This is a genomic window from Nocardioides sp. Soil796, assembly GCF_001429525.1.
Lineage (GTDB): Bacteria > Actinomycetota > Actinomycetes > Propionibacteriales > Nocardioidaceae > Nocardioides.
Map to the genome: position 1 here is coordinate 261,672 of NZ_LMSQ01000017.1, position 16,452 is coordinate 278,123.

Sequence of the window (16,452 nt, forward strand, 5' to 3'; positions counted from 1 at the left end):
ACCCGCGAAGAAGGCTCCCGCCAAGAAGGCCTGATCCGCCGACTGCTCGATCCGGCGCCGTCTCCCGCCAACGGGAGGCGGCGCCGCCGTCGTTCAGAGGGTGGCGTTGGTGTGGTCCCCGACGCCGAGCACCATGGCCCGGCCCAGGTCACCCGCCTCGTCGACGTCCTGTCGCAGGCTCGACAGCTCGCCGTCGATGGGCAGGGCGTCGGCCTCGCGGTGGCGTCGCGCGGACTCCCCGCCGAAGTCCGGGTCGAAGTGGCTGAGCGAGCGGGCGGCGTACATCGTGGTGCCTGTGCCAAGGGCGTCGGTCACGAACGCGGGACCGTCGGCCGGCACCTGCGCCAGCGCCTCGTCGAGGTCGTCCGGCCGCAGTGCGGGCAGGTCGCCGCACAGCGCCGCAAGGCCGTACGCCGGCCAGCGCCGCGCGCACTCGTGGGCGGCCTGCACGAGTGTGCCGTTGAGGTCGCCGTGCACCCCGTCGGGCAGGACGGAGCAGCCCTCGGCGACGGCGAGTGCGGCGAACCGGTGGTCATCGGTGACCACCATGACCTCGGCGACCCGAGACGCCCGGCGCGCGGCCGAGATCGTGTCGCGCGCGAACGCAGTGGCCAGCGAGATCCGTTGCGGATCGGGCATCGTGGACAGGCGCGACTTGCCGATCGACGGTGGCTTGACCGGCACGAGGACGACGAACGAGGGCTGACTGGACATCGCGAAGATTCTCCCACCCTTCTCTCGACCGCGTGCCCGAGGGCAGTCGCGGCCGGCACCGAGTAGCCTGCTGGCACGTTGCAGCGCGATCACGGCAAGGTCGCGTGCGAAGGATGAAAGAGGCGCCTTGACCGTTCGTGATCTCGACCAACCCCGTGGATGGGCCTTCGGCCTCGCAGTGGCCGTGATGAAGCCGACCCTGCTCGCCGTGTCGAAGCGGGTCTGGATCGACGGAGAGAAGATCCCGGCCAGCGGCGGCTGCGTCGTGGTGCTCAACCACGTCTCCCACATCGACCCGATGATGGCCGGCCACTTCCTCTACGACCACGGCCGGATGGCCCGCTATCTCGCGAAGGCCGGACTCTTCTCCAACAAGTTCCTCCGCACCTTCCTCAACTCGGCCGGGCAGATCCCGGTGGCTCGCCAGACCGCGGACGCCGTCGGTGCCTACACCGCCGCCGTGCAGGCAGTGCGTGAGGGGCAGTGCGTCGTCGTCTACCCCGAAGGCACCATCACCCGTGACCCCGGTCTCTGGCCGATGACAGGCAAGTCCGGTGCCGCCCGCATCGCCCTCGAGACCGGGTGCCCCGTGATCCCCGTGGCGCACTGGGGAGTCCAGGACGTCCTCGCGCCCTACGGTCACCGGGTGCACGTGATCCCGCGCAGGACCGTCACGGTCAAGGCCGGTGACCCCGTCGACCTCGACGACCTCCTCGAGCTGCCGGAGAAGGAGCGCCTCTCCGTCCAGTCGGTGCAGACCGCCACCGACCGGGTGATGGCCGCGATCACCGGGCTGCTCGAAGACATCCGTGGCGAGACGGCCCCGGCCGAACGCTTCGATCCGCGCAAGGCCGGTGTGAGCATGACCGGCAACCCCCACAAGCAGCAGAAGAAGGGCAAGGACAACTGATGAGCAAGGTGGCAGTCTTCAGTGCCGGTTCGTGGGGGACCGCGTTCTCGATGATCCTCGCCGACGCCGGCAGCGACGTGACCATGTGGGCCCGTCGCGACGAGGTGTGCGCGAACATCAACGACAAGCACGAGAACACCGACTACATGGCCGGCATCGAGCTGCCGCACACGATAAAGGCCACCACCGACCCCGAGAAGGCGCTCGCCGGGGCCGAGGTCGTCGTACTCACCGTGCCGTCGCAGACCCTCCGGGCGAACCTCACCGAGTGGGCGCCGTACATCCCGAAGAACGCGGTGATGGTCTCGCTGATGAAGGGCGTCGAGCTCGGCACCGTGAAGCGGATGAGCGAGGTGATCGCCGAGGTGACCGACGCCGGTCCCGAGCGCATCGCCGTGGTCAGCGGCCCGAACCTTGCCCGCGAGATCGCCCGCCGTGAGCCCGCCGCCTCCGTCGTGGCCTGCGAGGACCACGACGTGGCCCAGCGCATCCAGGCACTGGTGCACTCGAAGGCGTTCCGTCCCTACACCTCGGTCGACGTGGTCGGCTGCGAGCTGGGTGGCGCCTACAAGAACGTCGTCGGCCTCGGGGTCGGCATGGCCGTCGGGCTGGGCTTCGGCGACAACACCACCGCGTCGGTGATCACCCGTGGGCTGGCCGAGACGGCCCGCCTGGGCATCAAGCTCGGCGCGAACCCGATGACGATGATGGGGCTGGCCGGGCTCGGCGACCTCGTCGCCACCTGTTCCTCACCGCTGTCCCGCAACCGCACGTTCGGCGAGAAGCTCGGGCAGGGGATGACCGCGGAGGAGATCTACGCGACGACCAACCAGGTCGCCGAGGGCGCCAAGTCGTGTGCCTCGATCCTCGACCTGGCCCGTCGCAACGGCGTCGACGCACCGCTCGCCGAGGCGGTCACCGAGGTCGTGGCGGGCCGCCTCACGGTCTCCGGCATGATGGACGGCTTCATCGCCCGCGACCCCAAGCCCGAGCACGACTGAGTGCGACAGGCAGGTCAGACCTGGGGACGAGGTCTGGGCCACTGCCGTGCCGGTTGACGCAGCAGCGTCACACCAGGTCGTCGAGCGACGTGCGCAGGTCGTCCCAGAGGTCCTCGACGTCCTCGATGCCGACTGACATCCGCACCAGCCCGTCGGGGATGGTGGAGGCCTCGCTGGCCCAACGACGCCGGCGCTCGAAGGTCGACTCGACGCCGCCGAGGCTGGTGGCGTGGATCCACAGCGACGTCTTGCGGGTCAGCAGGTCGGCGGCCATCGCGCCCTGCGCCAACACGATCGAGACGATGCCGCCGAACCCCGGGTAGCGGACCTCGCCGATCGCCGGGTGCTCCTCGAGCCGGCGTACCAGCTCCTTCGCGTTGGACTCCGCGCGCTCGACGCGGAGGTGCAGGGTGCGCAGGCCGCGCAGCGCCAGGTAGGCCTCGAGCGTGCCGGGCACGGCGCCGATCAGGTCGCGTCGCTTCTTGAGTACGTCGAACAGCTCGGCGTCGCGCGTGACGATCGCGCCCATCAACGCGTCGCTGTGCCCGGCGATGTATTTCGTGGCCGAGTGGACCACGATGTCAACGTCCATCTCGAGGGGCCGCTGCAGCAGGGGAGTGGCGAAGGTGTTGTCGACCACGACGTAGGCGCCGGCCTCGTGGGCCGCGGCGCGGATCGCGGGGATGTCGGCCACCTCGAGCGCCGGGTTCGTCGGCGACTCGAGCCACACCAGTGAGGCGTCCTCACACGCGGCGACCACCTCGGCGGTGTTCGTGATGTCGACGAGGCGCGCGCTCACACGTCCGCGGGACTCCAGGTCGGCGAGCTGCATGATCGTGCCCGTGTAGGAGTGGCGCGGGGCCACGACGGTCTGCCCCTGGCCGACCAGGTCGAAGATCGTGGACACCGCGGCCAGGCCCGACGCGAACGACAGGCAGCGTCCGCCCTCGAGGTCACCGAGGGCACCCTCGAACGCCGTCCAGGTCGGGTTGCCGTAGCGGCCGTACTCGAGGTCGCCGCCGGCGACGTACGTCGACGCCATGGTGATCGGGACGTTCAGTGGAGCATCCGGCTCGGCCTTCGGGCGACCGGAGGTGACGGCAACGGTGGCGGGGCGCAACGGCTTCTCAGGCATGGGCACCACATTAGGAGGTCTCGGCCGTGCGACATGATGGGGCCCGTGACTGACGAGACGAACGACACCACCCTCGCCCGCGACATCGATGCCTGCTGCCGACTGAGCGGGGAGTTCACCCTCCGCTCCGGCCAGGTGTCGCACGAGTACTTCGACAAGTACCTCTTCGAATCAGACCCGGTCCTGCTGGGCCGGGTCGCCGACCAGATGGTCGACCTGGTGCCCGAGGGCACCGAACTGCTCGGCGGCCTCGAGCTCGGCGGCATCCCGATCGTCACCGCGCTGAGCATGCGGATGAACCTGCCCGCGCTGTTCGTGCGCAAGAAGGCCAAGGAGTACGGCACCTGCAAGCTCGCCGAGGGGCCGGACGTAGAGGGCCGTCGGATCACCATCATCGAGGACGTGATCACCACTGGTGGCGCCGTACGCGATGCCACGAACGCACTCCGTGCGGCCGGTGCCGTCGTCGAGGTGGTGGTGTGCGCGATCGACCGCAGCCCCGAGGGCGTCAACCCGCTGGACGACGTGCAACTCGAGGTGCGACCCGTCCTCACCAAGGCGGAACTCGACGCCGTACAGCGCTAGGGTCTGACGCCTTATGACTGATCAGACCAGGAAGCCCCGTGTCGCCGTCGTCTTCGGAGGCGTCTCCAGCGAGCACTCGATCTCGTGCATCTCGGCCGGCAGCGTGCTGAAGGCGATCGACCGCGAGAAGTACGACGTCGTGCCGATCGGCATCACCACCACCGGCACCTGGGTGCTGGAGAACCCCGACGCGAACCCGCTCGCCCTCGGCGAGGCCGGCGAGCTGCCGATGGTCGTGGGAGAGCAGGAGGTTGCGCTGAGCCCCGGCGAGACCAGCTCACTCGTGATGCGCCCGGGTGCGGCCGGTTCCTCGGAGATCGCGGGGGTGGAGACGCTCGGTGAGGTCGACGTGGTCTTCCCGGTCATGCACGGGCCGTTCGGCCAGGACGGCACCCTCCAGGGACTGCTCGAGATGGCCGGGGTCCGCTACGTCGGCGCCGGCGTGCTGTCGTCGGCCGTGGGCACCGACAAGGCGTTCATGAAGCTGCTCTTCGAGGCCCAGGACCTCCCCGTCCTGCCGTACGTCGTGATCACGCCGCGTGACTGGTCGCGTGACGAGGCCGGCTGCCGCAACCGCATCGAGGAGCTCGGGTTCCCGGTCTTCGTGAAGCCGGCCCGGGCCGGCTCCAGCTTCGGGATCAGCCGGGTCAACTCCGTCGACCAGCTCGACGCCGCGCTCGACGAGGCCCGCCGCTTCGACCCGAAGGTGATCGTCGAGGCGGCCGCCATCGGAGCCCGCGAGGTCGAGTGCGGCGTACTCCAGGGGGAGGGCAACGAGGCCCACCTCACCAGCGAACTTGCCGAGATCAGGGTCGACCCGCACCACCAGTTCTATGACTTCGAGGCGAAGTACCTCCCCGAGGAGAACACCGCCCTCGACGTACCTGCCAAGCTCGAGCCCGAGCTGGCCGACCGGGTCAAGGCGTACGCCGTGCGCGCGTTCGAGGCGCTCGACGTCGAGGGGCTGGCCCGGGTCGACTTCTTCGTCTTCGACGACGGCCGGATCGTGCTCAACGAGGTCGAGACGATGCCCGGCTTCACCAGCCTGTCGATGTTCCCGCGGATGTGGGCGGCCAGCGGTGTCGACTACCCCGAGCTGGTCGACCGGCTGATCCGACTGGCGCTGGCCCGCGACCTCGGCCTCCGCTGAACACGCCTGATACTCCCTGACGTTCCGGCCCCTCAGTCGGGATACTCCCTGACGTTCGGGCCCCAAAGTCGGGATACTCCCTGACGTTCGGGCCCCAAAGTCGGGATACTCCCTGACGTTCGGGCCCCTCAGACGCAGGGGTGGCCGTCGCGCTCGAGGTGCTTCTTCACCGCGGTGCCGACGTCGACGGTGACCGCATCGGGCGGCCGCAGCTCGCCGGGCACCCGGATCTCCACGCGCGGGGTGAACCCGATCGTGGTCAGCACCATGTCGGCGGCGGGGTCGGTGAGCTGGTCGTCGGGAGCGTAGAACCCGACGCCGTTGGCCTCCCAGCACGCGGAGAACTTGTTGAACCCCTCGGCCTTGTCGACGCCGCAGGTCACCACGATCGGCGGATCGCCCCACGCCCGGCCCAGGGCGTCGTCGGGTTCGACGTCGACCGAGGACTCACCGGAGAGCGTGTCGGGCAGCGCGTCGAGGAACGACTCGCACGTGGCGCGGGTCGCGTCGTCGACGTCGGGTGAGTCGATCTCGACGGCCCCGGAGCAGCCGGACACGAGCAGCAGTGCAGCAGACGCGACAGCGCCCCATGCCCGGGCGGGCACGGGGCGCCGACGCGAACTGCGTGGTCGCACCTGGATCAGATGTGGACGACCGGGCAGGTCAGCGTGCGGGTGATGCCCTCGAGGTTCTGCACCTTGGAGACGACCAGCTTGCCGAGTTCGTCGACGTTGCGGGCCTCGGCGCGCACGATCACGTCGTAGGGACCCGTGACGTCTTCGGCCAGGGTGACGCCCTTGATCTGGGCAATGGACGTGGCAACCTCAGCGGCCTTGCCGACATCGGTCTGGATCAGGATGTAGGCCTGGACGACCATGGGAGCTCCTCGGTCTGTTGTGGACATTGCCACGTCAACCTACCGCCTCGGGCCCGCGTGTCGGTAGGTGGTGGCGATTCTTGCCTGATGGGATGAGGCACATGCCCGCAACGCCGTTCTCCCCTGATGCCACACTCGCCGACGTCGGCGAGTTCGGACTGATCTCCGCCCTCAGCGGAATCTTCGAGCAGGGCGAGCACGTGCTGATCGGCCCGGGTGACGATGCGGCTGTCCTGCGGGTGCGCAGCGGCCACGTGGTGGTGTCCACCGACATGATGGTCGAGGGGCGACACTTCCGTCGGGACTGGGCCGGTGCGGCCGACGTCGGCGCCCGCGCCGCGGCGCAGAACCTCTCCGACATCAACGCCATGGGCGGCACCGCGACCTCGTTGACGATCGGCCTCGCGGCACCCGCAGACCTGCCCGCCCAGTGGGCGCTCGACTTCGCACACGGGTTCGCCGACGAGTGCGCCAAGGTCGGCGCCAGCGTCGTCGGCGGCGACGTGACGCGCTCGGAGGTTCTGGTCATCTCGGTCACCGTGATCGGTGCCTGCACGGTCGCCCCCGTCGTACGCTCCGGCGCGGAGGCGGGCGACGTGGTGGCACTGTGCGGCCGCCAGGGCTGGGCCGCCGGAGGGCTCGCCGTCCTCGGTCGCGGCTTCCGGTCCCCGCGCGTCCTGGTCGAGGCCTACCGCCGCCCCGCGCCGCCGTACGCCGCCGGGCAGGTGGCCGCCGATGCCGGCGCGACGTCGATGATCGACGTCTCCGACGGACTCCTCGCCGACGCGGCCCACGTCGCCGAGGCCTCAGGGGTGGCCATCGACATCCGCACGGCGTCGTTCGAGATCGCGGAGCCCCTGCATGCCGTCGGCGCGGCCCTCGGTGCCGACCCGATCCAGTTCATCCTGGGCGGCGGCGACGACCACCCACTGCTGGCCACGTTCGCCAGCGCCGACGTCGTACCCGAGGGCTGGCAGGTGATCGGCACGGTCTCGGAGCCCGGTGAGGACGGTCCGGTGGTCACGGTCGACGGTGCGCCGTACGACGGCCCGACCGGCTGGACGCACTTCTGAGTCCTGCCAGGCGACTTCCGCGCCCCTGTTGACACTTTGCCCCCTGCTGGTGGGGTGCGAAGTGTCATGGACGGAGCGTTGCACGAGGGCGGGGACGCAGAGGGCGGGGGACGCAAAAGAGCCCCCGGACCTCACGGTCAGGGGGCTCTGTGCGTTCAGGTCAGCGGGAGACCTTGCCAGCCTTCAGGCAGCCGGTGCAGACGTTCAGTCGCTTCGGCGCACCGTTGACGGTGGCGCGGACGCGCTGAATGTTCGGGTTGAAGCGACGCTTCGTAATCTTGCGCGACCAGGGCCGGTTGTTACCGAAGCCCGGCTTCTTGGCGCAGATGTCACAGACGGCAGCCACCGTGAACTCCTGGAAAGTCGATGTTGGAACGAGATGGGCCCGGAGCAGGTCGGCTCCCGGGCAACCGAACAAGAGTATCTGATGGGCACCCGAAGAAGGAAATCGTTCCAGACACTAGCCTGTGCGCAGCACATGGAGACGACGACGGAGGTGACGATGCAGGACCAGAGGTTCGACCTGCCCACGATCCTGAAGTTCGTCGACATCGCGACGTCGGCCCTCAGTGACGCTCGCGAGGAGATCGACGCGCTCAACGTCTACCCGGTCCCGGACGGCGACACCGGAACCAACATGTTCCTCACCGTCTCGGCCGCCCGGGAGGCATTGCTGCAGGCCACCGACGGCAACGAGGCCGCGGAGCTGGGGCCGGCGCTGGCCGCCTTCTCACGCGGTGCGCTGCTCGGTGCGCGGGGCAACTCCGGCGTGATCCTGTCGCAGATGCTGCGGGCCATCGCGGCCCGCCTGGTCCGGGCCAGCCCGGAGACCAGGTACGCGAAGGTGTTCGCCGAGGCCCTGCACGAGTCCACCGACGCCAGCTACGCCGCCGTCGGCACCCCGGTCGAGGGCACGATCCTCACGGTGGCCCGTGCCGCGTCCGACGCGGCGCTCGCCAGGGCAGATGACCCCGAGGCGCGCACCACCGACGTGCTCGCCTGCGCCGCAGAGGCCGCCCGCGAGGCCCTGGCCCGCACCCCCACGCAGCTGAAGGCCCTCGCCGACGCCGGTGTCGTCGACGCCGGTGGTCGCGGACTGTGCGTGCTGCTCGACGCGGCCGAGACGACCCTGACCGGGCGCCGCCCGATCACCGCCCCGCGCAGCGCCCCGCACATCCCGCGCCCGATGCCGACCGGCGACCTGCATCCCGACGGTCCGTCCTACGAGGTGATGTACCTCCTCGACGCCGACGACGACGCGGTCGGCACGCTCAAGGTCACCCTGGCCGGACTGGGCGACTCCCTGGTCGTGGTCGGCGGCGAGGGGCTGTGGAACGTGCATGTGCACGTCGACGACGTCGGTGCCGCCATCGAGGCCGGCATCGTGGCCGGCCGCCCGCACCGCGTGCGGGTCACCCACTTCGCCGAGCAGGTCGCCGAGGCCGGAGCCCGTACGTCGACCCGCACCGGCCGCAGGATCGTCGCCGTCGCAGCCGGCCCCGGACTCGAGCAGCTGTTCACCGAAGCCGGTGCCGTGGTGGTGCCCGGCGGGCCCGGGCAGCGGCCCAGCACCGGCATGCTCCTGGAGGCGATCGAGGCCTGTGGTGCGGCCGAGGTCATCGTGCTCCCCAACGACCACGACTCCGTGCGCGTCGCGGAGATCGCGGCCCGCACTGCCGAGGAGTCCGGCGAGGTCCGGGTCGCGGTGATCGCCACCCAGGCGCAGGTCCAGGGACTGGCTGCGGTCGCCGTCCACGAGCCCGGCCGCTCGTTCGACCAGGACCTCCTCCACATGACCGCCACCGCACGGCACGCCCGGCACGGTGGCGTGACGATCGCCGCTCGACAGGCGATCACCATGGGCGGGCCCTGCGAGCCCGGAGACGTGCTCGGCGTCATCGAGGGCGACTTCGCAGTCGTCGGCCAGGACCTCTACGACGTCGCCACCGGCGTCATCGATCGACTGGTGGGCGGTGGTGGCGAGCTGATCACCCTGGTGGCCGGACGCGACGGCCGTGACCTCGCGACACGCTGCGAGCAGTACGTCGAGTCGACGTACCCGATTGTGGATGCTGTGGTGTACGACGGAGGCCAGGAGCGCTACCCGTTGCTCCTCGCGGTCGAATGACCCGCGACCGAACCACCGGAGGCCTCGGAGCACCATGACCGGCATCACCCTCGACTCATCGATCGCGACCGTCCTCGGCAGCGGCAAGAAGGACGCCAGCAAGGCCAAGGCCCTGCAGGAGAAGCTCGGCATGCGCACCGTCGGCGACCTGCTCTGGCACCTGCCGCGCACCTACCTGAAGACGGGCGAGGTGACCGAGGTCAGCGGCCTGGTCGAGGGCCAGCCGCTGACGGTCGTGGCCGACGTGGTCAGCACCCGTGTGGCGTCGTACCAGGACCGCCGGACCCACCGGCAGGCGTTCCGTGTCGAGGCCGTGGTCAAGACCGACGGCCCGGCGTTGCGGATGACGCTGTTCGCCCGCAACAAGGGGGTCGCCGACTGGCAGGCGGCCCGTCTCACACCCGGTGCGAAGGGCGTCTTCACGGGCAAGGTGAGCACCTTCAACGGCAACTGGCAGCTCAACCATCCGCAGATGGTGATGCTCACCGACGACCCCGACGACGCGCGGGCCGAGTCGGCGCGGGCGATGGCCGAGAGCCTGAAGGCGCTGTTCCCGATCTACCGGGTCACCGGTCCCGTCGAGACGTGGGACATCCAGCGGGTGGTGAGCTTCGCCCTGACCGTAGTCGACGACATGCCCGATGCCCTGCCCGACTGGTTGCGTGACGAGCACGGCGTGGTCGACCTGCACACCGCGATGCGCTGGATCCACTCGCCCGACGACTACGGCCAGCTCGGTGCCGCCCGCAAGCGCTTCCGGTTCGAGGAGGCCCTGGTCACCCAGTTGGTGATGGCCAGGCGTCGAGCGGCCGTCCGGGCACTGGGCGCCCGCGCCCGCACCGGTGGGGGCGGTCTGCTGGCCGCCTTCGACGAGCGTCTTCCGTTCACGCTGACCGAGGGCCAGCGTGCGATCGGCGACGAGCTCGAGCACGACCTCGCCCAGCCACACCCGATGAACCGGCTCCTCCAGGGAGAGGTCGGCTCCGGCAAGACCCTGGTCGCGCTGCGCGCCATGCTGCGCGTCGTCGACTCCGGGGGACAGGCCGCGCTCCTTGCCCCGACGGAGGTGCTGGCCCAGCAGCACCACCGGTCGATCGGAGCCATGCTCGGCGACCTGGCCGCGGGAGGCATGCTCGGCGGTGCCGCCGACGCCACCACCATCGCCCTGCTCACGGGGTCGATGGGCAAGGCCGCCCGCCAGGAGGCGATGTTGCGGATGGCCAGCGGGGAAGCAGGGTTGGTGATCGGCACCCACGCGCTCCTCGAGGACAAGGTGCAGTTTGCCGACCTCGGCCTGGTCGTCGTCGACGAGCAGCACCGCTTCGGCGTCGAGCAACGGGCGGCGCTGACCGACAAGGCCGGCGCGCCGCCGCACGTGCTCGTGATGACCGCGACACCCATTCCACGCACCGTGGCGATGACGGTGTTCGGGGACCTCGAGGTCTCCACCCTGCGTGAGCTTCCGGCCGGGCGCGCGCCCATCCAGTCGACCGTCGTGCCGCTCAAGGACCAGCCCCAGTGGCTCAACCGGGTCTGGGAACGCGTTCGCGAAGAGGTCGGCAAGGGGCACCAGGTCTACGTCGTGTGCCCCCGCATCGGCGGCGACGAGGCCGAGGAGGGGCAGGTCGACCAGCTCGACGTCGACGACGACGGAGACGTGCTGCCGTCCGTCCGCGAGGGCCAGCTGGCGGCGGTCGAGGAGCTCGCACCCGAGCTGTCCGGTGGCGCCCTGTCCGGCCTCAGGGTCGAGATGCTCCACGGCAAGATGCCGCCCGACGACAAGGACCGCGTGATGCGCGCCTTCTCCGCCGGCGACATCGACGTGCTGGTCTCCACCACCGTCATCGAGGTCGGCGTCGACGTCGCCAACGCCACCACGATGGTGCTGCTCGACGCCGACCGTTTCGGGGTCTCGCAGCTGCACCAGCTGCGCGGTCGCGTGGGTCGTGGCGGGCTGCCCGGTCTCTGCCTGATGGTCACCCACAGTGAGACCGGTTCGCCGGCACGTGATCGACTCGATGCCGTGGCAGGGTCGACCGACGGGTTCGAGCTCTCCCGCATCGACCTCGAACAACGCCAGGAGGGTGACGTGCTCGGTGCCGGTCAGTCGGGCTTCCGGTCCAGCCTGCGCCACCTCAAGGTGCTGCGTGACGAGAAGACCATCGTGGCCGCGCGTGACGCCGCCGAGAAGCTGGTCGCCGACGACCCGTCGCTCGCCGTCGCGCCCCTGCTGGCCGAGCGGGTCGACGAGCTCGAACGGTCGAGCAAGAGTGACTTCATGGAGCGTTCATGAGCACCCCAGACAAATCCTCGCTCCGCTGCGGTTTGACCGGGGACCCCGCATGACGCGCATCATCGGCGGCACCGCCGGCGGACGGCGGCTCGAGACGCCCCACGGCCACGCCACCCGTCCGACCAGCGACCGCGTGCGTGAGGCGTTGTTCTCGGCCATCGAGTCCTGGGCCGGCACGTTGAGCGGCCTCCGCTTCCTCGACCTGTACGCCGGCTCCGGCGCCGTCGGCCTGGAGGCCCGCTCACGTGGGGCCTCGGCGGTGACGTTGGTCGAGCAGGACCGGCGCACCGCAACGCTGATCTCCAGCAACGTGCGCATGCTCGGGTTCACCGGCGTCGACGTGGTCCCCACCTCGGTCACCACCGCACTGGTGCGCCCACCCGGGTCGGCGTACGACGTGGTGTTCGCGGACCCGCCCTACCCCCTGCCCGACGACGAGGTCGAGGCCATGCTCGGGCTGCTCGTCGCGCACGACTGGATGGCCCCCGGCGCGCTGGTCGTGGTCGAGCGCGGAAGGAGGGGTTCGTCACATCGCTGGCCTGCGGGTATCGAAGGCTGGCGCGACAAGCGTTATGGCGAGACCGTGCTGAGATATGGTCACGCGGCCGATCCAGAACAAGATCCAGAGCGCGATCCACAGGAGGATCCAGACCAGGCTCCGGATCCATCCGACGAGCCAGAGGAGTAGGAGTCCAGTGCGCAGAGCTGTCTGTCCAGGATCCTTCGATCCGGTCACCAACGGTCACATCGACATCGTGTCGAGGGCTTCGCTCCTCTTCGACGAGGTCGTGGTCGCCGTCGGGGTCAACAAGTCGAAGAACCGGCTCTTCTCCGCCGACGAGCGCATCGACATGCTGCGCGAGGCGTGCCGCGAGTTCAAGAACGTGACCGTCGACGGGTTCTCCGGGCTGCTCACGACCTACTGCCAGGACCGTGACATCCACGCGATCGTCAAGGGCCTGCGCGCGGTCAGCGACTTCGACTACGAGCTGCAGATGGCCCAGATGAACTCCAGCCTGGCCGACATCGAGACCGTCTTCGTGCCCACCAGCCCGGAGTACTCCTTCCTCGCCTCGAGCCTGGTCAAGGAGGTCGCCATGTTCGGCGGTGACGTGTCCGGGCTCGTGCCCGACTTCGTGCGCGAGCGCCTGGCCGTGCGACTCGACGAGAAACGCCGCCTCGAAGGAGAGGGCAGATGAACGACGTACAGTCCGAGCTCGCCGCACTGCGCGACATGGTCGTGAACGCACGGTCGATGCCGATGTCGGCCTCCGCGGTGATCAACCGCCAGGAGTTCCTCGACGCGATCGAGCGGCTCGAGCAGCGGTTCACCGCCGCCACCAGTGAGTCTGCCGCCGTACTGGCCGACCGCGACGGCGTGGTCGCCGAGGGCGAGGGCATGGCGATCGAGATCGTCCGCCAGGCCGAGCTCAAGCGCGACCACCTGGTCTCCGACACCGAGGTCTTCCGGCTCGCCACCCGTGAGGCGGAGACCGTGCGCGCCGACGCGGTGACCGAGGCCGAGCAGCTGCGACGCGACGCCGACGCCTACATCGAGCAGCGCTTCTCGAACTTCGAACACTCCCTGGAGCGCACGCTGACGGAGGTCAGGCGGGGCATCGCGAACCTGAGCGGTCGCAGCTCGTTCGAGGGTGACGCAACCAACAACGAGCCTCCCGCCGGAGACGTTTTGCTGAGTGGCCCCGAAGCCGGGTAGCCTTTGGCTGATTTGTTGTGTCTGGACAGGGAGAAGTGAAGACCTCGAAGTTGGACCCGAGAGCGCCGCTCGTGCTCGATACACGCGAGCTCGGCCGCCGCCCGGGGTCCCAGAAGGAATTCACGGAGACTGTTCCGGCACCAGCAGATCTTGGCATCGAGGTCCTCGGTGTCGCCGAAGGCACGCCGGTCGAACTCGACCTGCGGCTCGAGGCGGTCATGGAGGGCGTTCTCGTCACGGGCACGGTCTACACCGGGCTCACCGGCGAGTGTGTGCGGTGCCTGGACCCGATCTCCGATGAGCTCGAAGCGCGGTTCCAGGAGCTGTACGTCTACGACGATGGTCACCACGACATCGACGCAGACGAAGAGAGCGAAGTACGACGACTCGAGGACGACCTGCTCGACCTCGAGCCCGTCCTGCGGGACGCGGTGGTGCTTGCACTACCGTTCCAACCGCTCTGTGAGGAGGACTGTCCCGGGTTGTGCACCGAGTGTGGTGCCCACCTGGCCGACGATCCCGATCACACCCATGAGGCGCCGATCGACCCGCGTTGGGCCGGTCTCGAGGCCCTCACGCAAGACGACAGCAAGACGACAGACTGAAGCGGCAGGCCGAACGGCCTTCGCGAATCCAGAGGAGATCACAGTGGCAGTCCCGAAGCGGAAGATGTCGCGCAGCAACACGCGTCACCGTCGCTCGCAGTGGAAGGCCGTTGCGCCGTCCCTCGTGACGTGTGCCAACCCGGCGTGCGGTTCCAAGCACCTCCCGCACCGCGCGTGCGGCGAGTGCGGCCAGTACGGCGCCAAGGCCGAGCGTCGTCAGGTTCTCTGAACCGTTGACTGAGTTCTCTGAACCGTTGCCGGACCTCACGGAACTCACGTACGAGGAGTTGCGGTCAGCGCTCGGCGATCCTGTCCTGGATCCCGAGCTGCTGGACCGTGCCCTCACACACCGCTCGTTCGCCTACGAGAACGGCGGCCTGCCGACCAACGAGCGCCTGGAGTTCCTGGGCGACTCGGTGCTCGGCGTGGTGGTCACCGAGACGCTGTTCCGCACCCACCCCGACCTGTCCGAGGGCAGGCTGGCGAAGCTGCGGGCCGCAGTGGTCAACGCGCGCGCCCTCGCCGAGGTGGCGCGCACGATCGGTCTCGGTGAGCACATCAAGCTCGGCCGTGGCGAGGAGTCGACCGGTGGCCGCGACAAGGCCTCGATCCTCTCCGACACGGTCGAGGCCGTGATCGGCGCGATCTACATCTCCGGTGGCTTCGAGAACGCCGGTGCGGTCGTGCACCTGCTCTTCGACCCGCTGATGGAGGCCGCCGCCGGGCTCGGCGCCGGCCTCGACTGGAAGACCTCGCTCCAGGAGCTCTCCGCGGAGCGCGCCCTCGGCGTGCCCGAATACGTCATCGAGGACTCCGGTCCCGATCACCTCAAGGAGTTCACCGCCCAGGTGCGGGTCGGCGACTCCCTCTACGGCCACGGCGTCGGCCGCTCCAAGAAGGAAGCCGAGCAGCAGGCCGCGCAGACGGCGTACGGCGAGATCTCGGCTGTCCCGGTGCCCGTGCCTGAGTCCGACCCCGCGTCCGCGGTCGAGCCCGAGTCCGACACGGTCTCCGACTGAGGCCGTGCCCGAGCTCCCCGAGGTCGAGGTCGTACGACGAGGACTCGACACCCACGCCGTCGGACGCCGCATCGACTCGGTCGAGGTGCTGCACACCCGACCCGTCCGTCGTGACCCCGGCGGCCCCACCGGCTTCGTCGCGTCCCTGACCGGGCGCACGATCGAGGCCGCCCGCCGCCGCGGCAAGTACCTCTGGCTGCCGCTCGACTCGGGTGACGCGATCCTCGGCCACCTCGGCATGAGCGGCCAGATGCTGGTGCAGCCGCCGACCGTGCCCGACGAGAGGCACCTGCGGATCCGCCTGACCCTCTCTGACGGGCAGGAGCTCCGCTTCGTCGACCAGCGCATGTTCGGCGGTCTGGCCACCTCGCCCGGCGGCGCCGAGCTGCCACCCGAGATGGCACACATCGCCCGCGACCTGCTCGACGACGAGTTCGACCTCGACGACTTCACCCGCCGGGTGCGCCGGCGTACCTCCGCGGTCAAACGGCTGCTGCTCGACCAGACCCTGGTCAGCGGTGTCGGCAACATCTACGCCGACGAGGCGCTGTGGCGGGCCGGGCTGCACGGCGAACGACTGGGGGAGAAGCTGACCGCACGCCAGGTCCGCGAGCTGGCCGACCATGCCGAGCAGGTCATGCGCCAGGCGCTCGACCAGGGCGGCACGTCCTTCGACGCGCTCTACGTCAACGTCAACGGGGAGAGCGGCTACTTCGAGCGGTCGCTCAACGTCTACGGACGTGAGGGTGAGGCCTGTCGCAGGTGTGGCGCCCCGATCCGGCGGATCGCGTTCATGAACCGGTCGTCGTACTTCTGCCCGGTCTGCCAGAAGCCCCCGCGAACCCCGCGTTCTTGATGCGCCAACCGTGGATCCTTGCGGTCCTCGCATCAGGAATCCACGGTTCGAGGCGCAAGAATCCACGGTTCGCGAAAACGGACGTTGCCGGTGGTTTGACCATTCCCGCCCGCGGTGGGACTCTTGAAGACGGGCCGAGTCAGGTCCACATCACAACTTTCGGAGGCTTTTGAATGGCCAAGGCGCTTCTCGGCTACATGAGCAGCGACCAGCAGTTCCTCTCTCGTCAGACGGCCGTGCGACTGGCCGCCGAGAACAGGGCGCTGCGCGAGCGTGTCGCTGATCTTGAAACCCTGATCGTGCGGTTGAGCGAGGAGAACGAAACCCTCGCCGCAGCCGGGGCAGCCGCCCTCCTCGAGCCCGTCGAGGACATGCAACCGGTCTGAACC

The 16,452-nt window shown here is 69.5% G+C and carries 20 protein-coding genes; 15 read left to right on the plus strand and 5 right to left on the minus strand.

Annotated features, from left to right (window positions below):
* Positions 1–93 precede the first annotated feature (93 nt).
* Positions 94–714: a 2-phospho-L-lactate guanylyltransferase gene (gene cofC, locus ASH02_RS08240; RefSeq protein ID WP_056890724.1), complete on the minus strand. Its 621-nt coding sequence runs from the start codon at positions 712–714 to the stop codon at positions 94–96.
* Positions 715–841: 127 nt separating this feature from the next.
* Between cofC and ASH02_RS08245 the strand changes: the two genes are divergently transcribed.
* Both ASH02_RS08245 and ASH02_RS08250 read left to right on the plus strand, forming a co-directional pair.
* A complete protein-coding gene (locus ASH02_RS08245) occupies positions 842–1,624 on the plus strand; it encodes a lysophospholipid acyltransferase family protein (protein ID WP_056890725.1) in 783 nt (260 codons plus the stop codon).
* The gene (locus tag ASH02_RS08250) at positions 1,624–2,625 is read left to right on the plus strand and encodes an NAD(P)H-dependent glycerol-3-phosphate dehydrogenase (protein WP_056676235.1); all 1,002 of its coding nucleotides are present in this window, start codon (positions 1,624–1,626) and stop codon (positions 2,623–2,625) included. The genes ASH02_RS08245 and ASH02_RS08250 overlap by 1 nt, the downstream gene beginning before the upstream one ends.
* A gap of 67 nt (positions 2,626–2,692) precedes the next feature.
* Here the strand turns inward: ASH02_RS08250 and ASH02_RS08255 are convergent, their stop codons facing one another.
* The gene (locus tag ASH02_RS08255; RefSeq protein WP_057294564.1) at positions 2,693–3,760 is read right to left on the minus strand and encodes a trans-sulfuration enzyme family protein; all 1,068 of its coding nucleotides are present in this window, start codon (positions 3,758–3,760) and stop codon (positions 2,693–2,695) included.
* A gap of 45 nt (positions 3,761–3,805) precedes the next feature.
* Here ASH02_RS08255 and pyrE point away from each other — a divergent pair, with 45 nt between their 5' ends.
* Together pyrE and ASH02_RS08265 are read left to right on the plus strand one after the other, a co-directional pair.
* Complete coding sequence (gene pyrE, locus ASH02_RS08260; protein WP_235530014.1) at positions 3,806–4,345, plus strand: orotate phosphoribosyltransferase; 540 nt, start codon at positions 3,806–3,808, stop codon at positions 4,343–4,345.
* Positions 4,346–4,358: 13 nt separating this feature from the next.
* Positions 4,359–5,495 carry a D-alanine--D-alanine ligase family protein gene (locus ASH02_RS08265; RefSeq protein ID WP_056676241.1) on the plus strand — a complete coding sequence of 379 codons (1,137 nt, stop codon included), beginning with the start codon at positions 4,359–4,361 and terminating at the stop codon, positions 5,493–5,495.
* 128 nt (positions 5,496–5,623) lie between these two features.
* Here ASH02_RS08265 and ASH02_RS08270 read toward each other — a convergent pair whose 3' ends face one another.
* Entirely contained in the window at positions 5,624–6,100 is a 477-nt protein-coding gene (locus ASH02_RS08270; protein WP_056676243.1) for a DUF3515 family protein, read from the minus strand.
* 35 nt (positions 6,101–6,135) lie between these two features.
* Complete coding sequence (locus ASH02_RS08275) at positions 6,136–6,372, minus strand: Lrp/AsnC family transcriptional regulator (RefSeq protein WP_056676246.1); 237 nt, start codon at positions 6,370–6,372, stop codon at positions 6,136–6,138.
* 101 nt (positions 6,373–6,473) lie between these two features.
* Between ASH02_RS08275 and ASH02_RS08280 the strand changes: the two genes are divergently transcribed.
* Complete coding sequence (locus ASH02_RS08280) at positions 6,474–7,445, plus strand: thiamine-phosphate kinase (RefSeq protein WP_056676249.1); 972 nt, start codon at positions 6,474–6,476, stop codon at positions 7,443–7,445.
* Positions 7,446–7,605: 160 nt separating this feature from the next.
* On the opposite strand, the gene rpmB is transcribed toward ASH02_RS08280, so the two are convergent.
* On the minus strand, positions 7,606–7,791 hold the full coding sequence (rpmB, locus tag ASH02_RS08285) for a 50S ribosomal protein L28 (protein ID WP_056676252.1): 186 nt from the start codon (positions 7,789–7,791) through the stop codon (positions 7,606–7,608).
* 132 nt (positions 7,792–7,923) lie between these two features.
* On the opposite strand from rpmB, the gene ASH02_RS08290 reads away from it, so the two are divergent.
* The 10 genes from ASH02_RS08290 (at position 7,924) to ASH02_RS08335 (ending at position 16,449) form a co-directional block, all read left to right on the plus strand.
* On the plus strand, positions 7,924–9,573 hold the full coding sequence (locus tag ASH02_RS08290) for a DAK2 domain-containing protein (RefSeq protein ID WP_235530015.1): 1,650 nt from the start codon (positions 7,924–7,926) through the stop codon (positions 9,571–9,573).
* Between the two features lie 34 nt (positions 9,574–9,607).
* Positions 9,608–11,866 (plus strand): ATP-dependent DNA helicase RecG, encoded by a 2,259-nt coding sequence (locus ASH02_RS08295; protein WP_082563496.1) that lies wholly within the window; start codon positions 9,608–9,610, stop codon positions 11,864–11,866.
* A gap of 49 nt (positions 11,867–11,915) precedes the next feature.
* Positions 11,916–12,554 carry a 16S rRNA (guanine(966)-N(2))-methyltransferase RsmD gene (gene rsmD, locus ASH02_RS08300; protein WP_082563497.1) on the plus strand — a complete coding sequence of 213 codons (639 nt, stop codon included), beginning with the start codon at positions 11,916–11,918 and terminating at the stop codon, positions 12,552–12,554.
* Positions 12,555–12,561: 7 nt separating this feature from the next.
* Positions 12,562–13,065, plus strand: a complete 504-nt coding sequence (coaD, locus tag ASH02_RS08305) for a pantetheine-phosphate adenylyltransferase (protein WP_056676255.1) — start codon at positions 12,562–12,564, stop codon at positions 13,063–13,065.
* Positions 13,062–13,583, plus strand: a complete 522-nt coding sequence (locus tag ASH02_RS08310; protein WP_056676259.1) for a hypothetical protein — start codon at positions 13,062–13,064, stop codon at positions 13,581–13,583. The genes coaD and ASH02_RS08310 overlap by 4 nt, the downstream gene beginning before the upstream one ends.
* Positions 13,584–13,618: 35 nt before the next feature.
* Entirely contained in the window at positions 13,619–14,188 is a 570-nt protein-coding gene (locus ASH02_RS08315; protein ID WP_235532477.1) for a YceD family protein, read from the plus strand.
* A 43-nt stretch (positions 14,189–14,231) separates the two neighbouring features.
* The gene (rpmF, locus tag ASH02_RS08320) at positions 14,232–14,417 is read left to right on the plus strand and encodes a 50S ribosomal protein L32 (protein WP_056890728.1); all 186 of its coding nucleotides are present in this window, start codon (positions 14,232–14,234) and stop codon (positions 14,415–14,417) included.
* 4 nt (positions 14,418–14,421) lie between these two features.
* Entirely contained in the window at positions 14,422–15,207 is a 786-nt protein-coding gene (gene rnc, locus ASH02_RS08325; RefSeq protein ID WP_082620835.1) for a ribonuclease III, read from the plus strand.
* Between the two features lie 4 nt (positions 15,208–15,211).
* Complete coding sequence (gene mutM, locus ASH02_RS08330) at positions 15,212–16,063, plus strand: bifunctional DNA-formamidopyrimidine glycosylase/DNA-(apurinic or apyrimidinic site) lyase (protein ID WP_057294566.1); 852 nt, start codon at positions 15,212–15,214, stop codon at positions 16,061–16,063.
* 173 nt (positions 16,064–16,236) lie between these two features.
* Positions 16,237–16,449, plus strand: a complete 213-nt coding sequence (locus ASH02_RS08335; RefSeq protein ID WP_056676272.1) for a hypothetical protein — start codon at positions 16,237–16,239, stop codon at positions 16,447–16,449.
* The last annotated feature ends 3 nt before the right edge of the window (positions 16,450–16,452 follow it).

What these genes read in the sequence shown, in the direction of transcription:
- ASH02_RS08265 (WP_056676241.1), top strand. Translation starts at nt 4,359, where the DNA reads ATGACTGATCAGACCAGGAAGCCCCGTGTCGCCGTCGTCTTCGGAGGC.
- cofC (WP_056890724.1), bottom strand. Translation starts at nt 714, where the DNA reads ATGTCCAGTCAGCCCTCGTTCGTCGTCCTCGTGCCGGTCAAGCCACCG.
- ASH02_RS08250 (WP_056676235.1), top strand. Translation starts at nt 1,624, where the DNA reads ATGAGCAAGGTGGCAGTCTTCAGTGCCGGTTCGTGGGGGACCGCGTTC.
- ASH02_RS08275 (WP_056676246.1), bottom strand. Translation starts at nt 6,372, where the DNA reads ATGGTCGTCCAGGCCTACATCCTGATCCAGACCGATGTCGGCAAGGCC.
- ASH02_RS08310 (WP_056676259.1), top strand. Translation starts at nt 13,062, where the DNA reads ATGAACGACGTACAGTCCGAGCTCGCCGCACTGCGCGACATGGTCGTG.
- ASH02_RS08295 (WP_082563496.1), top strand. Translation starts at nt 9,608, where the DNA reads ATGACCGGCATCACCCTCGACTCATCGATCGCGACCGTCCTCGGCAGC.
- ASH02_RS08290 (WP_235530015.1), top strand. Translation starts at nt 7,924, where the DNA reads ATGGAGACGACGACGGAGGTGACGATGCAGGACCAGAGGTTCGACCTG.
- ASH02_RS08335 (WP_056676272.1), top strand. Translation starts at nt 16,237, where the DNA reads ATGGCCAAGGCGCTTCTCGGCTACATGAGCAGCGACCAGCAGTTCCTC.
- rsmD (WP_082563497.1), top strand. Translation starts at nt 11,916, where the DNA reads ATGACGCGCATCATCGGCGGCACCGCCGGCGGACGGCGGCTCGAGACG.
- ASH02_RS08280 (WP_056676249.1), top strand. Translation starts at nt 6,474, where the DNA reads ATGCCCGCAACGCCGTTCTCCCCTGATGCCACACTCGCCGACGTCGGC.
- ASH02_RS08255 (WP_057294564.1), bottom strand. Translation starts at nt 3,760, where the DNA reads ATGCCTGAGAAGCCGTTGCGCCCCGCCACCGTTGCCGTCACCTCCGGT.